This window comes from Streptomyces sp. 15-116A (genome assembly GCF_025290915.1).
GTDB lineage: Bacteria > Actinomycetota > Actinomycetes > Streptomycetales > Streptomycetaceae > Streptomyces.
Window position 1 is genome coordinate 1 of sequence record NZ_JAOCQE010000133.1, and the last position, 17248, is coordinate 17248.

The window sequence follows — 17248 nt, forward strand, 5'->3', positions numbered from 1 at the left end:
CGGGCGCGGTCAGGGGGCGACGGGTTCGACGGGCCGCTGGGCCGAGGCGGAGGCCTCGCGCTCACCCGCCGTGGGGGACAGCGCGACGAAGGCCGAGGTGATGAACAGGTAGGAGCCGAGGCCGACGGCGAGGGGGAAGATGAACTGCATCGCCGTGGCCCCGGGCAGGGCGTCCCCGGAGGGCGTGACCCGCACGCTGACCGCGAACATCCCGGTGTAGTGCATGCTGCTGACCGCCGCGCCCATGATCAGGGAGGCGAGGGTGACCGCGACGGGCGACTTGATGTTGAGCGCCGCCCACAGGGCCGCCGTGGCCGCGACGACGGCGATCAGGACGGAGAGGCCGACGAGCATCGGGTCGTAGCGCACCTCGCCGTGCAGGCGCACCGCCGCCATGCCCAGGTAGTGCATGCTCGCGACCCCGAGCCCGGTGGTGAGCCCGCCGAGGAGCAGCGCCCGCCCCCGGTCGCGGCTGTAGCCGACGGCGAACACGCCGGCGCAGACGACGAGCATGGCGACGAGCAGGCTCGCGATGGTGAGCGGTACGTGGTAGCGGATCTCGGTGCCGCTGACGCTGAAGCCGAGCATGGCCACGAAGTGCATGGTCCAGATGCCGGTGCCGATCGCCGAGGCGGCGGTGATCAGCCAGTTGCGGCGGGAGCGGCCGGTGGCCGCGAGGGCGCGGACGGTGCAGCGCAGTCCGAGTGCGGCGCCGGTGCAGGCCATCGCGTACGACAGCACGGGGGTAAGCCACCCCAGGGCGGCGTGGTCCAGGTGTCCCATGGCTCCGGGACGCTAGGGGGGCACGGGCGCACGAAGGGGGCGCGTTTCGAAAGCTGTTGGAATGTGACACAGCTATGCAGCGGAACGACCGCATCACGCTCGAACGTGCGCACAGCGGCATCATCCGTACCGGTGAGGGATCATGCGGAACATGAGCGACGACCACACACACGTCCAGGAGTTCTTCACCGCGCGGGCCGCCGACTGGGAGCGGCGCTTCCCCGACGACGGCCCCGCCTACGCGGCTGCGGTCGCCGAGCTCGGGCTGCGCCCGGGCGACCGGGTGCTGGACGCGGGCTGCGGCACCGGGCGGGCCCTGCCGCCGCTGCGTGCCGCCGTGGGGCCCTCAGGGGTGGTCCTCGGGGCGGATCTCACCCCGGCGATGCTGCGGGAGGCGGCCGGGAAAGGGCGGGACCGGGACGGGGTGCTGCTGCTCACCGATGTCGCCGCGCTGCCGCTGCGCTCCGGGGCACTGGACGCCGTGTTCGCGGCGGGGCTGATCGCCCATCTGCCCAAGCCGGCGGAGAATCTGCGGGAGTTGGCGCGGGTGGTGCGGCCCGGTGGCGTGCTGGCGCTGTTCCATCCGATCGGGCGGGCGGCGCTGGCCGCCCGCCAGGGCCGCGAGATCACGCCGGACGATCTGCGCGCGGAGCCGAACCTCCGTCCGCTGCTGGCCGGTTCGGGCTGGCGCATGACGTCGTACGTCGATGAGGACGCCCGGTTCCTGGCGCTGGCGGTGCGGGAGGGCTGAACGCGCCGTGCTGCCGCCCTCGGCCCTCTTCTGACTTGACGCTTCCAACTCTACGTTGAGGAACAGGAGATGAACGGCCGGCGAGGGCAACCGCGCAGCGGAAGGTGGACCGTATGTGGGGCAGGGTTCGCAGGATCGGCGGCAGAGTGATCGACAGTTTGCGCACGGAGGAGCGGGCGGCGCGGGAGGAGCGCCCGCACAACCTCTTCGAGGCCGCGGCGGCGTACGTCTCGGCCTGCGCGGAGGACGACCAGGACCGGATCGACGAGGCAGCCGGGTGGGTGTCGCCCGAGGCGCTGTCGTTCGGGGTGAACGAGCTGGCGTGCCGGGCCGTGATCGCCCTCGCGCGGGAGCGCGACGAGTCTCCGGCCACCGTCGCACGGGAGCTGCTGGGGCTGCCGGCCGCCTGATCGGTTCCGCGGCGCGTGGCCGATTCGCCCCGTCCGGGGGGAAAACTGCAGCTCCGGGTGCGGCTGCCGGGTCGTGACAAGGGGCTCGGGGTCGGCATAGGGTGCGCGCCGGTGGACCAATGATGGGGAGGCTGGGATGGCCGGGACGGACGAGGAAGCCGTCGCCGCCGCGGACGACGCGCTCTATGTGCTGACGGCGGTGCTGCTGACGCCGGCGAAGTTCCCGAGTGTGCTGGGCGACGACTACCCGGAGGCGTGCGCGGCGCTCGGTCTGCCGCCCGTGGCCGACGGCTACGGGCTGGTCCTCGGCCAGGACGGCGAGGGCGCCCGGTGGACCGTCGTCGTCGACGACGTCTCCCTGGTCGCGGTCGCGATCGCCTCCTGGGACTGCGGCATGGAGCACGATCTGTCGCCGGACGAGCGCACGGTGGTCACCGCGCTGCCGGGCTGGCCCCTCGCGGTCGCTGTGGCGGCCCCGAACGTGCCCGCGCCGCACGACCCGTCCCTCGAGATCGCCGGCCGCCCGCCGCTGACGGCGAGCCGCCGGGAGAACCGCGCCGGCCTGGCCTTCGTCACCCCCACCTTCCTGGTGGTGCTGGTCGTCGTGCTGATCCCGATCCTGTGGACGGTGCTGCTGGCCTTCCAGAACGCAGGCCTGGTCGACATCCAGGGCATGGGCATCCTCGGCAACTGGACCCTGGACAACTTCCGCCACGTCCTCGGCTCCGCCGGCTTCTGGTCCAGCCTCCTCACCACCCTGATCTACACCGTCGGCGCCACCGCCGGCTCCGTCGTCCTCGGCCTGATGGCGGCGCTCGCCCTGCGCAGGCCGTTCCGCGGGCGCGGCCTGCTGCGCGGCTCGATGCTGCTGCCGTACGTCGCGCCGGTCGTCGCCGTCGCGTTCGTCTGGGAGGTGGCGCTCAGCCCGCAGTACGGCATCGTCAACGAGTGGGGCAAGACGGTCCTCGGCTGGGACGACCCCATCGCGTTCCTGTCCACCCGCGAGTACGAGGTGAGCCTGCTCGGGCTGCACGTCGACATCCCGCTCGCCCTGCTCACCGTGATCGCCTTCGAGATCTGGCGCTACTTCCCCTTCGCCTTCCTCTTCCTCCTCGCCCGCCTCCAGGCCGTGCCGGACGGACTCGAGGAGGCCGCGATGGTGGACGGCGCCACGATCTCGCAGCGCTTCCGGCACATCCTGCTGCCGCAGCTGATGCCGGTGATCGCGCTGCTGTGCGTGCTGCGCTTCATCATGACGTTCAACAAGTTCGACGACGTCTACCTGCTCACCGGCGGCGGCTCCGGCACGGACGTCGCGGCGGTGCGCGTGTACGACTTCCTCACCTCGCGCTACGACGTCGGCGCGGCCGCGGCGCAGGCACTGGTGCTCGCCGTCATCCTCATGGCGCTGCTCGGCATCTACTTCACGTTCTTCGCCAGGAAGGTGCAGGAGGAGTCCTGATGACACGCGCACAGTTCGAGGAGCGGTTCTTCGGGATCGCGCGCTGGGTGGTCATCGCGTTCCTCGCGGCGATCACGCTGGTGCCCTTCTACTACATGATCATGCTGTCCCTGAAGCCGATCGACGCCCTGCTCGTCGACCCCGGCTCGCTGTGGGTCTCGGCGAAGGACTTCACCCTCTCCACCTACCGGGACGTGCTGAAGTCCACCGACGACGGCGGCCAGGGCTTCCTGAAGCTGATGCTGAACTCGGCGCTCGTCTCGATCGGCACCGTCGTGCTGACCCTGGCGGCGGCCGTCCCCGGCGCGTACGCCATCAGCCGCCTGAAGTTCTTCGGCGGCCGGCAGATCAGCGCGCTGTTCCTCGCGGTGTACCTGTTCCCGGCGACGCTGCTCGCGGTGCCGCTGTTCGTGATGTTCGCGAAGATGGGACTGTCCGGCAATCTGGTGGGCCTGGCGATCGTGTACGTGGCCCAGACGGTGCCCGTGTCGATCTACATGCTCAAGAACTACCTGGTCACCATCCCGGCCTCCGTCGAGGAGGCGGCGGCGCTGGACGGCTGCTCCCGGCTGCAGACCGTGCGCAAGGTGGTGCTGCCGCTCGCGCTGCCCTCGCTGATGGCGACCGGCCTGTACGTGTTCATGATCGCGTGGAACGAGTTCCTGTTCGCCCTGCTGTTCCTCGCCGCCGACCCCGGCAAGTGGACGGTGTCGCTGGGCCTGGCCCAGCTGGCGAACGGCATCGAGGTCTCCAAGACCGTCCTGATGGCGGGCTCGGTCATCCTCACCATCCCCGTGGTACTCCTGTTCTTCGCCGCCGAGAAGCTCCTCACCGAGGGGCTGACCAGCGGCGCGGACAAGGGCTGAGCCCAGGGGAGGGGAACCACGGTGGTGTCGGGTGCACAGTCGAGCGCGGGGCATCTGCTCGCGCTCATCAGGACCGGGGCCGCGGTCACCCGCGGCGAGTTGCAGCAGGCCACCGGCCTGTCCCGGTCCACGGTCGGCCACCGCCTGGACCAGCTGTTCGCGGCCGGCTGGATCCGCGAGACGGCCGCAGGGCCGTCCACCGGCGGGCGCCCGTCCGTACGCCTGGAGTTCGACGCCTCGCACGCCGTCGTGCTGGCCGCGGACCTCGGTACGCGGCACGCCCGCGCGGCCGTCCTCGACCTGGCCGGTCAGGTGCTGGCCGAGCGGACCGGACCGCTGCGGATCACCGAGGGACCCGAGCCGGTGCTGCGGGAACTGGGCGGCTGGTTCGCCGAGCTGGTCGCCGAGTCGGGCCGGGATGCGGCCGAGGTCTGCGGCGTCGGACTCTCGGTCCCCGGCCCCGTCGAGTGGGAGTCCGGGCAGATCGTGCAGCCGCCGATCATGCCCGGCTGGGACCGCTTCCCGGTGCGTGAAAGGCTGCGCGAGGCGTTCGCCGAGCACGCGCCCGGCGCCGCGAAGGACCTGCCCGTCCTCGTCGACAACGACGCCAACCTCATGGCGTACGCCGAACAGCGCGCCGGCCACCCGGACTGCGGCGCCTTCGTGCTGATCAAGGCGTCCACCGGCATCGGCGCGGGCGTCGTGGTCGACGGCCAGGTGTACCGGGGCATCGACGGCGGCGCGGGCGACATCGGCCACGTCCGGCTGCACGACGGGGCCGACGCGCTGTGCGCCTGCGGTTCGTACGGCTGTCTGGCGGCGATCGCCAGCGGTGGCGCGCTGGCCCGCCGGCTGACCGAACTCGGCGTACCGGCCGCGTCGGGTTCCGACGTGCGGGAGCTGCTGGCCGTCGGCCAGCCCGACGCGGTGCGGCTCGCCCGGCAGGCGGGGATGCGGGTCGGCGAGGTCCTGGCCACCGTCGTCACCCTGCTCAACCCCGGCGTGCTGATGATCGCCGGTGATCTGGCCGGGACCCCGTTCGTCACCGGCGTGCGCGAGGTGCTGTACCAGCGCGCGATGCCGCGTACGACGGCCCATCTGGAGGTCGTCACCTCCCGGCTCGGCGCCCACGCGGGCCTCGCGGGCGCGGCGGCGATGGTGGTGGAGCACCTGTACGCCCCCGAGGTGGCCACGGCACGGCTCTCGGGCAGCACGACGTAACGCTCTTGCGGGCAGCACGACATGAAACGGAAGACCGGAGCACCCTCCATGACAGACACCCCCGTCCGCGTCGGCCTCGTCGGGGCCGGCCCCTGGGCCCGCACCATGCACGCCCGTATGCTCGCCGCCGGCCCCGAGACCACCCTGGCCGGCGTCTGGGCGCGCCGCCCCGAGGCCGCCGCCGAGGTGGCCGCCCCCTACGGGGCACCGGTCGCAGGCTCCTTCGAGGAGCTCCTCGACACCTGCGACGCGGTGGACTTCGCCGTACCCCCGGCCGTGCAGGCCGAGCTGGCGGTGCGCGCGGCCAAGGCGGGCAAGGCGCTGCTCCTGGAGAAGCCGCTCGGCCCGGACCTGGCTGGCGCCCGCGCGGTGGCCGACGCGGTCGCCGAGCACGGCGTGGTGTCCCAGCTGGTGCTGACCAAGCGCTACCACCCGGCGACCCGCGACTTCCTCCGGCGGGCAGCCGCCCTCGACGGCGTGCGCGGCGCCCGCTCCTGCTATCTGCACGGCGCCTTCCTCGGCGGCGAGCTGGCCACCGCCTGGCGTCTGGAGCACGGAGCGCTGCTCGATCTGGGCCCCCACTTGATCGACCTGCTGGACGAGGCGGTCGGCCGTATCGTCTCGATCCGGGGCACCGGCGACCCGCGCCGCTGGATCGAGCTGACCTGCGAGCACGAGAACGGCGCGGTCAGCCAGGCCTCGCTGTCCGGCGCGGTGAAGCTGCCGCGGGTGCGCACCCGGATCGAGCTGTTCGGCACCGAGGACGAGCTGGTGTACGACACCGCGGAGCTCGACCACGAGGAGTGCTGGCCGGTGCTGCGCCGCGAGTTCGCGGCGGCCGTCCGCGCGGGCCGGTCCGGCGAGCTGGACGCGGCGCGCGGCCTGCGGCTCCAGGAACTGCTCACCCGGGCCCTGGACTGAGTCTGTATAGTGATGCACTACGTCGTATAGTCATCAAAGATCCGGGAGCTCGTCCATGGCGACAGACCTCAGCGGCCGCCACTTCCTGAAGGAGCTCGACTACACCGGCGACGAGCTCCGTCACCTTCTGGCCCTCGCCGCGGAGCTGAAGGCCGCCAAGAAGGCGGGCACGGAGGCACAGCACCTGCGCGGCCGGAACATCGCGCTGATCTTCGAGAAGACCTCCACCCGCACCCGCTGCGCCTTCGAGGTCGCCGCCGCGGACCAGGGCGCCCACACCACCTACCTCGACCCGGCCGGCTCCCAGATCGGCCACAAGGAGTCCGTGAAGGACACCGCCCGGGTGCTCGGCCGGATGTTCGACGCGATCGAGTACCGCGGCGACAGCCAGGCGAAGGTCGAGGAACTCGCGCAGTACGCCGGGGTGCCCGTCTACAACGGCCTCACCGACGACTGGCACCCCACCCAGATGCTCGCCGACGTCCTCACGATGACCGAGCACTGCGCCAAGCCGCTCACGGACATCGCCTTCGCCTACCTCGGTGACGCCCGCTTCAACATGGGCAACTCCTACCTGGTCACCGCCGCCCTGCTCGGCATGGACGTCCGGATCGTCGCCCCGAAGGCGTACTGGCCCGCCCAGGAGATCGTCGACCGGGCCCGCGAGCTCGCCGCCACGAGCGGGGCCCGCATCACGCTCACCGAGGAGATCACCGAGGGCGTCGCCGGCGCGGACTTCGTGGCCACCGACGTCTGGGTCTCCATGGGCGAACCGAAGGAGGTCTGGGCCGAGCGCATCAAGGCCCTCGCCCCCTACGCGGTGACCATGGACGTCCTGCGCGCCACCGGCAACCCGGACGTGAAGTTCCTGCACTGCCTGCCGGCCTTCCACGACCTCGGCACCAAGGTCGCCCGCGAGGTGCACGAGGCGCACGGCCTGGACTCCCTGGAGGTGACCGACGAGGTCTTCGAGTCGCCCCACTCGGTCGTCTTCGACGAGGCGGAGAACCGCATGCACACCATCAAGGCGATCCTGGTCGCGACCCTGGCCCGCTGAAGAACCAGGTCTCAGCCCTGCGGCCGCCGCTGCCGGGGGACCGGCGACAGATGGAACCACACCGCCTTGCCGGACTCGGTCGGACGATGGCCGCAGGACGAGCTCAGTGTGCGGATCAGCAGCAGACCGCGCCCGTGCTCCTGCCAGGGGTCCGGCTCGCCGAAGGCCGGTCGCGTGAGGTCGCCGGGCGGCGCCGGATCGCCGTCGTGCACCTCGACCCGGCAGCCGGTCGGCAGCAGTCGCACCACCAGCTCTATCGGGGCGGTGCCCGCGGTGTGCTCCACGGCGTTGGCCACCAGCTCGGCGGTCAGCAGCTCCGCCGTGTCGCAGTCGGCGGAGTGTTCCTGCTCGGCCAGGGCCGTACGGACCAGCGCACGGGCCACGGGCACCGCGGCGGTGCTGTGCGGCAGTGCCACGCGCCAGGAGGCGGGGGCTGAAGGGCGTTCGTACAAGGCGGGTCCGTTCATGGCAGCAGGCCGTCCTGCTTTCAATTACTCAATGGTACGGCCGGGTGAATCCCACCCGGGCAACGGACGGCCTACCCCGCCCGTTCCCCCGCCTCCCGCATTGGCGGCCACCGTTACGACCCTGTGGACGAGCCGTGACGGAGACAGGGTTCTGTATTGCGCCTACCTGACGACAGTCACGGATGAGTGATAACTTCGAGGGGTAGAGCTCAGCGAGCAGTGCCGTGCCCGCCCGAGGAGGCCGCCCTCATGAGTCCCTTCACCGGCTCCGCCGCCCGCACCGCCCGCTGGGAGCATCTGCGCGTCGACCTCGACGACGGCCTCGCCACCGTCACCCTCGCCCGCCCCGACAAGCTCAACGCGCTCACCTTCGGCGCCTACGCCGACCTGCGCGACCTGCTCGCCGAGCTGTCCCGGGAGCGTGCCGTACGGGCGCTGGTGCTGGCCGGCGAGGGGCGCGGCTTCTGCTCCGGCGGCGACGTCGACGAGATCATCGGCGCCACCCTCGCCATGGACACCGCCCAGCTCCTCGACTTCAACCGCATGACCGGCCAGGTCGTCCGTGCCATCCGCGAATGCCCCTTCCCCGTGATCGCCGCCGTCCACGGCGTGGCCGCCGGCGCCGGCGCGGTCCTGGCCCTGGCCGCGGACTTCCGCGTCGCCGACCCCACGGCCCGCTTCGCCTTCCTCTTCACCCGCGTCGGCCTCTCCGGCGGCGACATGGGTGCGGCCTACCTGCTCCCCCGCGTCGTGGGCCTCGGCCACGCCACCCGCCTCCTCATGCTCGGCGAACCGGTCCGCGCCCCCGAGGCCGAGCGCATCGGCCTGATCAGCGAACTGGCGGAGGACGGCGACGCCGACAAGACGGCCCAGTCCCTGGCCCGCCGCCTGGCCGACGGCCCGGCCCTGGCCCACGCCCAGACCAAGGCCCTGCTCACAGCGGAACTGGACATGCCCCTGACGGCAGCCATCGAACTGGACGCCTCCACCCAGGCCCTCCTGATGACCGGCGAGGACTACAAGGAATTCCACGCGGCCTTCACAGCCAAGCGCCCCCCGAAGTGGCAGGGGAGGTAGGCCATGCTCTCAAGCGACGGAACTGCAACCCCCTCAGGGGCGCGGGGCAGTGTCGATATGCGGCTCCGCCGCGGGGCGCGACCAGCCACAGACGACCCGCAGCCGCCCAACGAGCAGAACCACCCCCTACAGGTGGCGATCATCGGCGGCGGCCCCGGAGGACTCTACGCCGCCGCGTTGCTCAAACGCCTCGACCCCACCCGCCAAGTAACCCTCTACGAACGCAACGCCCCCGACGACACCTTCGGCTTCGGAGTCGTCCTCTCCGACGAAACCCTCGGCGGCATCGAACACGCCGACCCACCCGTCTACGAGGCCCTACAACAGCACTTCACCCGCTGGGACGACATCGACATCGTCCACAGAAACACCCGCCACACCTCCGGAGGACACGGTTTCGCCGCCCTCGGCCGCCACCGCCTCCTCGACATCCTCCACACCCGCTGCCGCGACCTCGGCGTCGACCTCCGCTTCCGCACCGAGGCCCCCGACCCCGCCCACCTGTCACAGACCCACGACCTCGTCATCGCCGCCGACGGCGTCCACAGCACCACCCGCACCGCCTTCCAGGACGTCTTCCGCCCCCGCATCACCTCCCACCGCTGCCGCTACATCTGGCTCGCCACCGACTTCGCCTTCGACGCCTTCCGCTTCGAGATCGCCGAGACCGAGCACGGCGTGATGCAGCTCCACGGCTACCCGTACGCGGCCGACGCCTCCACCGTGATCGTCGAGATGCGCGAGGAGGTCTGGCGCGCCGCCGGTTTCGACGAGCTCGACGAGACCGAGTCGATCGAACGCTGCGCCAAGATCTTCGCGGACGCGCTCCGCGGACACCCCCTGCGCTCCAACAACTCGGCCTGGACGACGTTCCGTACGGTCGTCAACGAGCGCTGGTCGCACGGCAACATCGTGCTCCTCGGCGACGCCGCCCACACCGCCCACTTCTCCATCGGCTCGGGCACCAAACTCGCCGTCGAGGACGCCCTCGCCCTCGCCGCCTGCCTGCGCGAACAGCCGTCCATCCCGGCCGCGTTGACGGCGTACGAGGCCGAACGGCGCCCCGTCGTCGCCTCCACCCAGCGCGCCGCCCTCGCCAGCCTCGCCTGGTTCGAGGACCTGGACCTCTATCTCGACCAGCCGCCCCGGCGGTTCGCGTTCAATCTGCTCACCCGCAGCCGCCGCGTCACCCACGACAACCTCCGGCTGCGCGACGCGCACTTCACCGAGTCGGTGGAGCGGGAGTTCGGCTGCCCGCCCGGCACCCCGCCGATGTTCACGCCGTTCCGGCTGCGCGACCTGACCCTGCGCAACCGGGTCGTCGTCTCCCCGATGGACATGTACTCCGCGGTCGACGGCGTCCCCGGCGACTTCCACCTCGTCCACCTGGGCGCCCGTGCGCTCGGCGGGGCCGGGTTGGTGATGACGGAGATGGTGTGCGTCAGCGAGCAGGGCCGGATCACCCCCGGCTGTGCGGGCCTCTACACCGGACGGCAGGCCGAGGCCTGGCGGCGGATCGTCGACTTCGTGCACGCACAGTCGCCGGGGACGGCGATCGGCGTGCAGCTCGGCCACAGCGGGCGCAAGGGCTCCACCAAGCTGATGTGGGAGGGCATGGACGAGCCGCTGGACGACGGCAACTGGCCCCTCGTCGCCGCCTCCCCGCTGCCGTACAAACCCGGCAGCCAGACACCGCGCGAACTCACCCGCGCGCAACTCACCGACATAAGGGAACAGTTCACCGCCGCCGCCTGGCGGGCCGCGCGCGCCGGTTTCGATCTGCTCGAACTGCACTGCGCCCACGGCTATCTGCTGTCCGGCTTCCTCTCCCCGCTGACCAACCAGCGCACCGACGCCTACGGCGGCTCACCGGAGAAGCGGCTGCGCTTCCCGCTGGAGGTGTTCGACGCGGTGCGCGCGGTGTGGCCCGAGGAGCGGCCCATGACCGTGCGGATCTCCGCCACCGACTGGGCGGAGGGCGGCAACACCGCCGAGGATGCCGTGGAGATCGCCCGCGCCTTCGCCGCGCACGGCGCCGACGCCATCGACGTGTCGACCGGGCAGGTCGTCGCCGAGGAGCAGCCGGAGTTCGGCCGCTCGTACCAGACGCCGTTCGCCGACCGCATCCGGCAGCGCGTCGGCATCCCGGTGATCGCCGTCGGCGCGATCTCCTCCTGGGACGACGTCAACTCGCTGATCCTCGCGGGCCGCGCGGACCTGTGCGCCCTCGCCCGCCCGCACCTCTACGACCCGCACTGGACGCTGCACGCGGCGGCCGAGCAGGGCTACACGGGCCCGGGCGCGGTGTGGCCGGCCCCGTACCGTGCGGGCAGCCGCCGCCCCCAGACGGGCCGCACGGACGCCCCGAAACCCCGGCTCAGCCTCGACGTCTGAAGGTCCTCGGGTTCACAGCCCCACGAACTTTGCCCCCGCCTCCCGCAGGCGTGCGTGCAGCCCCTGGAAGACCGCCGCCGAGCGGGCGCCCGGCCAGTCGGGCGGGAGGAGTGCGGTGGGCAGGCCCGGGTCGGTGTAGGGGAGGTGGCGCCAGGAGTCCAGGGCGAGGAGGTAGTCGCGGTAGGCCTCCTCCGGCGGGGTGTCCGTGCGCCGCTCCCAGGACTCCAGGACGCCCGCGTGCCGCTCCAGGAACGCCTCGTGCTGCCCCGCGATCCCGGCCAGGTCCCACCAGCGGGCCACCGCCTCCGACGTGGCGGCGAAGCCGAGATGCTCACCGCGGAAGAAGTCCACGTAGGCGTCGAGGCCGAGCCGTTCGAGCGTGTGCCGTGTCTCCTCGTACAGCCGTGCCGGGGCGATCCACACGCCGGGTGCCGCCGTGCCGAAGCCAAGCCCGGACAGCCGGGAGCGCAGCACATGCCGCTTGTGGCGCTCGGACTCCGGCACGGAGAAGACGGCGAGCACCCAGCCCTCGTCCTCGGGCGGGGCGGTGGCGTAGATACGGCGGTCGCCGTCGTCCAGCAACTGGCGGGCGTCCGGCGACAGTTCGTACCCGGCGGCGCCCTGCGCGGTGCGGGCCGGGACGAGCAGCCCGCGCCGCTTCAACCGGGACACCGACGAGCGCACCGAAGGGGCGTCCACACCGACCGCGGCGAGCAGCCGGATCAGCTCGGCGACGGGCACCGGGCCCGGCACGAAACGGCCGTACGCGCCGTAGAGCGTGACGATGAGGGAGCGTGGAGCGTGCTGCGCGGACTGGTCGGACACATTGATCATCCTAATCGCGCCGTCCGGTGCCGGCCCGCCCGTGTCCCGGCGTCACCCCTGGTCAGCCGCGCAGCCGGAACCGCTGGAGCTTTCCGGTGGCGGTGCGCGGCAGCGCGTCCATGAAGACGATCTCACGGGGGCACTTGTAGGGCGCCAGCTCGGACTTCACGAAGGCACGCAGCGCCTCGGCGTCCCGTTCGGCGCCCTCCTTGAGGACCGCGTACGCCACGACCACCTGGCCCCGGTCCTCGTCGGGCCGTCCGACCACCGCCGCCTCCACCACGTCCGGGTGGCGCAGCAGCGCGTCCTCGACCTCGGGCCCCGCGATGTTGTACCCGGCCGAGATGATCATGTCGTCGGCGCGGGCCACGTACCGGAAGTAGCCGTCGGGCTCGCGGACATAGGTGTCGCCGGTGATGTTCCAGCCGCCGCGCACGTACTCCCGCTGCCGCGGGTCGGCGAGATAGCGGCAGCCGACCGGTCCGCGCACCGCGAGCAGCCCCGGCTCGCCGTCGGGCACGGGCGTGCCGTCGGCGTCCTGCACGCGCGCCTGCCAGCCGGGGACCGGAACGCCGGTCGTGCCGGGCCGGATCCGCTCGTCGGCGGCGGAGATGAAGATGTGCAGCAGCTCGGTGGCGCCGATGCCGTTGATGATGCGCAGCCCGGTGCGCTCGTGCCAGGCCCGCCAGGTGGCCGCGGGCAGGTTCTCGCCCGCCGAGACACAGCGGCGCAGCGCGGACAGGTCGTGGCCGTCCAGCTGGTCCAGCATCGCGCGGTACGCGGTCGGCGCGGTGAACAGCACCGACACCCGGTGCTCGGCGAGCGCCGGCAACAGCTGGTCGGGGTGCGCCTGTTCGAGCAGCAGCGCGCTCGCGCCGGCCCGCATCGGGAAGACGACGAGACCGCCGAGACCGAAGGTGAAGCCGAGCGGGGGAGAGCCGGTGAACACGTCGTCCGGGGCCGGCCGCAGGACATGCCGGGAGAAGGTGTCCGCGATGGCGAGGACGTCCCGGTGGAAGTGCATGCAGCCCTTGGGCCGCCCGGTGGTGCCCGAGGTGAACGCGATCAGCGCCACGTCGTCGGCGGCCGTGTCCACCGCCCGGTACGGGGTGCCGGGCGCCGGGCGGTGCAGCAGGTCGTCGGGGGAGTCGCCGCCGTAGGTGGCGATGCGCAGGTCCGGGATCTCCGCCTTGGCCAGGTCGTCCACCGAGCGGATGTCGCACAGCGCGTGGCGGACCCGGGCGATCTCGCAGATCGTGCTCAGCTCGTGCGGCCGCTGCTGGGCCAGCACGGTGACGGCGACTGCGCCCGCCTTCAGCACCGCCAGCCAGCAGGCGGCCAGCCAGGGAGTCGTGGGCCCGCGCAGCAGCACCCGGTTGCCGGGCACGACCCCGAGGCCGCCGGTGAGGAGGTGGGCGAGCCGGTCCACGTGGGCGCGCAGCTCGTCGTAGGTCCAGCTCCCGCCGTCGGGGGTGCGGAACACCGGGCGGTCGCCGGGCGGGCCGGTCAGCAGCTCGGCGGCGCAGTTCAGCCGCTCGGGGTAGCGCAGCTCCGGCAGGTCGAAGCGGAGCTCGGGCCACTGGTCCGGTGGCGGGAGATGGTCGCGGGCGAAGGTGTCGACGTGCGCGGTGGCTCGTGGATTCATGACGATTCGCCCCCTTGGCGTGGTGGGCTCGCAGAAGGAGCGTATCGTGTTGGTGACGGCAGTCAACGGTCCGCGATAAGCTCGGTGTGGCCCAGGGGTGAGGGCCCAGCGAGGAGAGAAGGGACCGGCGATGACCGCATTCTCACTCGAACCGGGACAACGCGCCTGGTGTGCCGAACTGCGCGCCCTGGCCGCCGACCGCCTGCGCCCGCTCGCCGAGAAGGGCGAACCCGGGCACGTCAACCGGCCCCTCGTCGCCGAACTCGGCGCCCTCGGTCTGCTGCGGCGCCTGTTCACCTCCGGCGCCCTCGACCTGTGCCTGATGCGCGAGTCCCTCGCCTACGCCTGCACCGAGGCGGAGACCGCCCTCGCCCTCCAGGGCCTCGGCGCCCACCCCGTGCACGCCCACGGCACCCCGGAACAGCGGGAACGCTGGCTGCCCCTGGTGAGCGACGGCAGCGCGGTCGCGGCGTTCGCGCTCAGCGAGCCGGGCGCCGGCTCCGACGCGGCGGCCCTGTCCCTCACCGCTCACCCGGACGGCCCCGGCCGCTGGCGGCTCACCGGTGAGAAGTGCTGGATCTCCAACGCCCCCGAAGCGGACCTCTACACGGTCTTCGCCCGTACGACACCGGGCGCGGGCGCCCGTGGCGTGACCGCCTTCCTGGTCCCCGCCGACCGGTCCGGACTGACCGGCACCGGCCTCGACATGCTCTCCCCGCACCCGATCGGCGCCCTCGACCTCGACGCCGTACCGGTGACCGCCGCCGACGTCCTCGGCGAGGTGGACGGCGGCTTCCGGGTCGCCATGGGCACCCTCAATCTGTTCCGGCCCAGCGTCGGCGCCTTCGCCGTCGGCATGGCCCAGGCCGCCCTGGACGCCACGCTCGACCACACCGCCCGGCGGGAGGCGTTCGGCGGCCGGCTGAGCGACCTTCAGGCCGTGGCCCACCAGGTCGCAGAGATGGCGCTGCGCACGGAGGCCGCCCGGCTCATGGTGTACGCGGCGGCAACGGCGTACGACGCGGGAGACGCGGACGTCCCGAAGCGGGCCGCCATGGCGAAGCTGCTCGCCACCGAGACCGCGCAGTACGTCGTCGACCACGCCGTCCAACTGCACGGCGCACGCGCCCTGCAACGCGGGCACCTGCTCGAGCACCTCTACCGCGAGGTCCGCGCGCCGAGGATCTACGAGGGAGCGAGCGAGGTCCAACGGGGCATCATCGCTAAGGAGTTGTACAAGAACCTGGAGGGCGCCCCGTGACCGCCGAGCGCATCAACCCGCCCGACCTCTCCCCACCGGCCGGCTTCTCGCACGCGGTCGTGGCCACCGGCACCCGGGTGGTCTTCCTGGCCGGCCAGACCGCACTCGACGGCGACGGCAAGGTGACCGGCGACACGCTGCCCGAGCAGTTCGAGCGGGCGCTGGGCAATCTCCTCACGGCCCTGCGCGCGGCCGGGGGTACTCCGTCCGACCTGGCCCGCGTGACCGTCTACGCGACGGACGTGGCGGCGTACCGCACCCACGCCCGCGAACTCGGCCGCATTTGGCGGGACGTGGTGGGTCGTGACTATCCCGCGATGGCGGTCGTCGAGGTGGTCCGCCTCTGGGACGAGCAGGCGATGATCGAACTCGACGGCTTCGCGGTGCTGCCCTGAGCCGGCTCGCTCGTGGCCGCGGCGGGTCAGGCCGAGCGGCAACGGTCAGGCTGCGAGTGCGGCAGCGGTCAGGCGGCGACCACGAGGTGCGCGGTCGGGGCGCGGTGCGGGGCGATCACGCGGCCGTCGGGCAGCAGTTCGCCCGTGTCGTCGAAGAGGATCGCGCCGTCGCACAGCAGGGTCCAGCCCTGCTCCGGGTGGGCGGCCACCACGTGCGGGGCCGGGGAGTCGGTGCGGGGGCAGGAAGGCTGGTGGGCACACATGGCGCACCTCCACATCGGGACGATCCGAACGGGTCGTACGGATAGACCATGCGCCCGCCGCGAACTCATCGGAACGGCCCGCCGGGAAGCGTGACAGCTTTCTGACAGTCCCGCGACCGTTCCCCGACGGCCGGTACGGACATGCCGCCGAAGGGGTGAGCCGTACGGTCGGACACCCGGCCGCCGGGTACAGCTGGAGGACCCCATTCCGCTCACTTACGGGAGGCTCCCCATGCCTGTACGTCCCGCCCTGTCCGTACGTCCCGCCCTCACCGCCACGGCCGCCGCGCTCCTGCTGCTCGGCACGGCGGTCGCGGCACCCTCCGCCGCGGCCTCGTCCGCGCCCGGCGAGACCGTCACGGTGAACACCGTGGGCAAGATCGCCGCCGACGGCACGGTCACCCTGTCCGGCACGTACCGCTGCACCGCCGCCACCGGCCCGGTCTTCGTCAGCTCCTCCGTGCACCAGGGCACGTCCACGGTCCGCTACGGCGTCGGCGGCACCAAAGCCGTGTGCGACGGGCGCCTGCACGCCTGGAAGAACACCGGCTCCGTACCCGCCGGTGCCGTGAAGGCCGGCGCGGCGGACGTCGAGGCCACCGTCACCGAACTGCGCCCCTTCGGCGGCCTCCCGCTGCCGGTCGTGCACGTCGTCGGGCGCCAGGAGGTCAAGCTGACGACCGGCTGACGGACCCGACCGCCCGAGCCACCGCCCAGGCCCCGCCGCGCTCACTCCCCGTCGGCCGGCCAGTCCAGCAGGCGTGCGCCGATGACCGCGGTCTGGAGCATGTACCGCTGGGCCGGGTCGGCGGGGTTGGCGCCGGTGAGCTTGTGGATGCGTTCCAGCCGGTAGGTCAGGGCCCGCACGCTCAGCGACAGCCGCCGGGCCGCCTCGGCGGCGACGCAGCCCGCGTCGAAGTAGGCGGTGAGGGTGTCGAGCAGCGGCCGGGCGCCGCCCCGGGCGGCGGTGAGCGGGCCGAGGGTGTGGTGCACCAGGTCGGTCATGGCCTGCCGGTCGCGGGCCAGTACGGGGTAGACCAGCAGGTCGGCGGCGTGCAGCACCGGCGCGTCCAGGCCCAGCCGCTCGGCGATCTCCAGGGAGCTCAGGGCCTCTTCGTAGGACTGCACGACGCCGCCCGGCCCGGTCTGCGGGCGGCCGATGGCGACCTGGCCGCCGTCGGTGGCGGCGTGCGCCTGCTTGGCGAAGTGGGTGAGCACCTCGCTCTGGTGCCCGGGCGCGATGCACAGCAGCCGGCCGTCCTTGGTGGTGAGCAGCACGTTGCGGTCGCCGAAGCGGGCGATCAGCGCGCGTTCCACCTGGCGGGGGACCGGGTCGCCCTCGTCGTAGGCGGCGGGGCCGCGGGCGACCGCCACGGCGTGCGCGTGGGACAGGCGCAGGCCGAACCGCTCGGCGCGTTCGGCGAGCCGGCCCAGGTCGCTGCGGCCGTAG

Annotated in this window: 18 protein-coding genes and 1 pseudogene; 13 read left to right on the top strand and 6 right to left on the bottom strand. The window is 72.6% G+C overall.

Annotation, left to right across the window (positions count from 1 at the left end; genetic code table 11):
* Positions 1-9: 9 nt before the first annotated feature.
* A complete protein-coding gene (locus N4P33_RS20820; RefSeq protein ID WP_260828164.1) occupies positions 10-783 on the bottom strand; it encodes an MHYT domain-containing protein in 774 nt (257 codons plus the stop codon).
* Between the two features lie 151 nt (positions 784-934).
* Here N4P33_RS20820 and N4P33_RS20825 point away from each other — a divergent pair, with 151 nt between their 5' ends.
* The 8 genes and pseudogenes from N4P33_RS20825 to argF all read left to right on the top strand — a co-directional run bounded on the left by N4P33_RS20825 (position 935) and on the right by argF (position 7471).
* Entirely contained in the window at positions 935-1534 is a 600-nt protein-coding gene (locus N4P33_RS20825; RefSeq protein ID WP_260828165.1) for a class I SAM-dependent methyltransferase, read from the top strand.
* Between the two features lie 113 nt (positions 1535-1647).
* Complete coding sequence (locus tag N4P33_RS20830) at positions 1648-1944, top strand: hypothetical protein (protein ID WP_260828166.1); 297 nt, start codon at positions 1648-1650, stop codon at positions 1942-1944.
* A 136-nt stretch (positions 1945-2080) separates the two neighbouring features.
* Positions 2081-2479, top strand: a pseudogene (locus N4P33_RS20835) (hypothetical protein); the annotation flags it as partial.
* Between the two features lie 270 nt (positions 2480-2749).
* Positions 2750-3406, top strand: coding sequence for a carbohydrate ABC transporter permease (locus N4P33_RS20840; RefSeq protein WP_260828180.1), 657 nt, complete (start codon positions 2750-2752; stop codon positions 3404-3406).
* The gene (locus N4P33_RS20845; RefSeq protein WP_260828167.1) at positions 3406-4272 is read left to right on the top strand and encodes a carbohydrate ABC transporter permease; all 867 of its coding nucleotides are present in this window, start codon (positions 3406-3408) and stop codon (positions 4270-4272) included. The genes N4P33_RS20840 and N4P33_RS20845 overlap by 1 nt, the downstream gene beginning before the upstream one ends.
* A 24-nt stretch (positions 4273-4296) precedes the next feature.
* Positions 4297-5493: an ROK family transcriptional regulator gene (locus tag N4P33_RS20850; RefSeq protein ID WP_260828181.1), complete on the top strand. Its 1197-nt coding sequence runs from the start codon at positions 4297-4299 to the stop codon at positions 5491-5493.
* 48 nt (positions 5494-5541) lie between these two features.
* On the top strand, positions 5542-6414 hold the full coding sequence (locus N4P33_RS20855) for a Gfo/Idh/MocA family protein (RefSeq protein WP_260828168.1): 873 nt from the start codon (positions 5542-5544) through the stop codon (positions 6412-6414).
* Between the two features lie 55 nt (positions 6415-6469).
* Positions 6470-7471, top strand: coding sequence for an ornithine carbamoyltransferase (gene argF / locus N4P33_RS20860; protein ID WP_260828169.1), 1002 nt, complete (start codon positions 6470-6472; stop codon positions 7469-7471).
* An 11-nt stretch (positions 7472-7482) separates the two neighbouring features.
* Here argF and N4P33_RS20865 read toward each other — a convergent pair whose 3' ends face one another.
* Complete coding sequence (locus N4P33_RS20865; RefSeq protein WP_260828170.1) at positions 7483-7938, bottom strand: ATP-binding protein; 456 nt, start codon at positions 7936-7938, stop codon at positions 7483-7485.
* A gap of 249 nt (positions 7939-8187) precedes the next feature.
* Between N4P33_RS20865 and N4P33_RS20870 the strand changes: the two genes are divergently transcribed.
* Together N4P33_RS20870 and N4P33_RS20875 are read left to right on the top strand one after the other, a co-directional pair.
* Positions 8188-9015 carry an enoyl-CoA hydratase family protein gene (locus N4P33_RS20870; protein ID WP_260828171.1) on the top strand — a complete coding sequence of 276 codons (828 nt, stop codon included), beginning with the start codon at positions 8188-8190 and terminating at the stop codon, positions 9013-9015.
* A 3-nt stretch (positions 9016-9018) separates the two neighbouring features.
* The gene (locus tag N4P33_RS20875) at positions 9019-11409 is read left to right on the top strand and encodes a bifunctional salicylyl-CoA 5-hydroxylase/oxidoreductase (RefSeq protein WP_260828172.1); all 2391 of its coding nucleotides are present in this window, start codon (positions 9019-9021) and stop codon (positions 11407-11409) included.
* 12 nt (positions 11410-11421) lie between these two features.
* Here N4P33_RS20875 and N4P33_RS20880 read toward each other — a convergent pair whose 3' ends face one another.
* Together N4P33_RS20880 and N4P33_RS20885 are read right to left on the bottom strand one after the other, a co-directional pair.
* Positions 11422-12243 (bottom strand): PaaX family transcriptional regulator C-terminal domain-containing protein, encoded by an 822-nt coding sequence (locus N4P33_RS20880; protein WP_260828173.1) that lies wholly within the window; start codon positions 12241-12243, stop codon positions 11422-11424.
* Positions 12244-12295: 52 nt separating this feature from the next.
* Positions 12296-13879 carry an AMP-binding protein gene (locus N4P33_RS20885; RefSeq protein ID WP_260828174.1) on the bottom strand — a complete coding sequence of 528 codons (1584 nt, stop codon included), beginning with the start codon at positions 13877-13879 and terminating at the stop codon, positions 12296-12298.
* 130 nt (positions 13880-14009) lie between these two features.
* Here N4P33_RS20885 and N4P33_RS20890 point away from each other — a divergent pair, with 130 nt between their 5' ends.
* On the top strand, positions 14010-15140 hold the full coding sequence (locus N4P33_RS20890; protein WP_260828175.1) for an acyl-CoA dehydrogenase family protein: 1131 nt from the start codon (positions 14010-14012) through the stop codon (positions 15138-15140).
* Positions 15137-15535 (top strand): RidA family protein, encoded by a 399-nt coding sequence (locus N4P33_RS20895; protein WP_260828176.1) that lies wholly within the window; start codon positions 15137-15139, stop codon positions 15533-15535. The genes N4P33_RS20890 and N4P33_RS20895 overlap by 4 nt, the downstream gene beginning before the upstream one ends.
* A 68-nt stretch (positions 15536-15603) precedes the next feature.
* Here the strand turns inward: N4P33_RS20895 and N4P33_RS20900 are convergent, their stop codons facing one another.
* Complete coding sequence (locus N4P33_RS20900) at positions 15604-15798, bottom strand: DUF5999 family protein (RefSeq protein ID WP_260828177.1); 195 nt, start codon at positions 15796-15798, stop codon at positions 15604-15606.
* Between the two features lie 232 nt (positions 15799-16030).
* Here N4P33_RS20900 and N4P33_RS20905 point away from each other — a divergent pair, with 232 nt between their 5' ends.
* Positions 16031-16486 (top strand): DUF6299 family protein, encoded by a 456-nt coding sequence (locus N4P33_RS20905; RefSeq protein WP_260828178.1) that lies wholly within the window; start codon positions 16031-16033, stop codon positions 16484-16486.
* A gap of 41 nt (positions 16487-16527) precedes the next feature.
* Here the strand turns inward: N4P33_RS20905 and N4P33_RS20910 are convergent.
* Positions 16528-17248: CdaR family transcriptional regulator (locus N4P33_RS20910; protein WP_260828179.1), on the bottom strand; the 721-nt coding region annotated here is incomplete at its 5' end.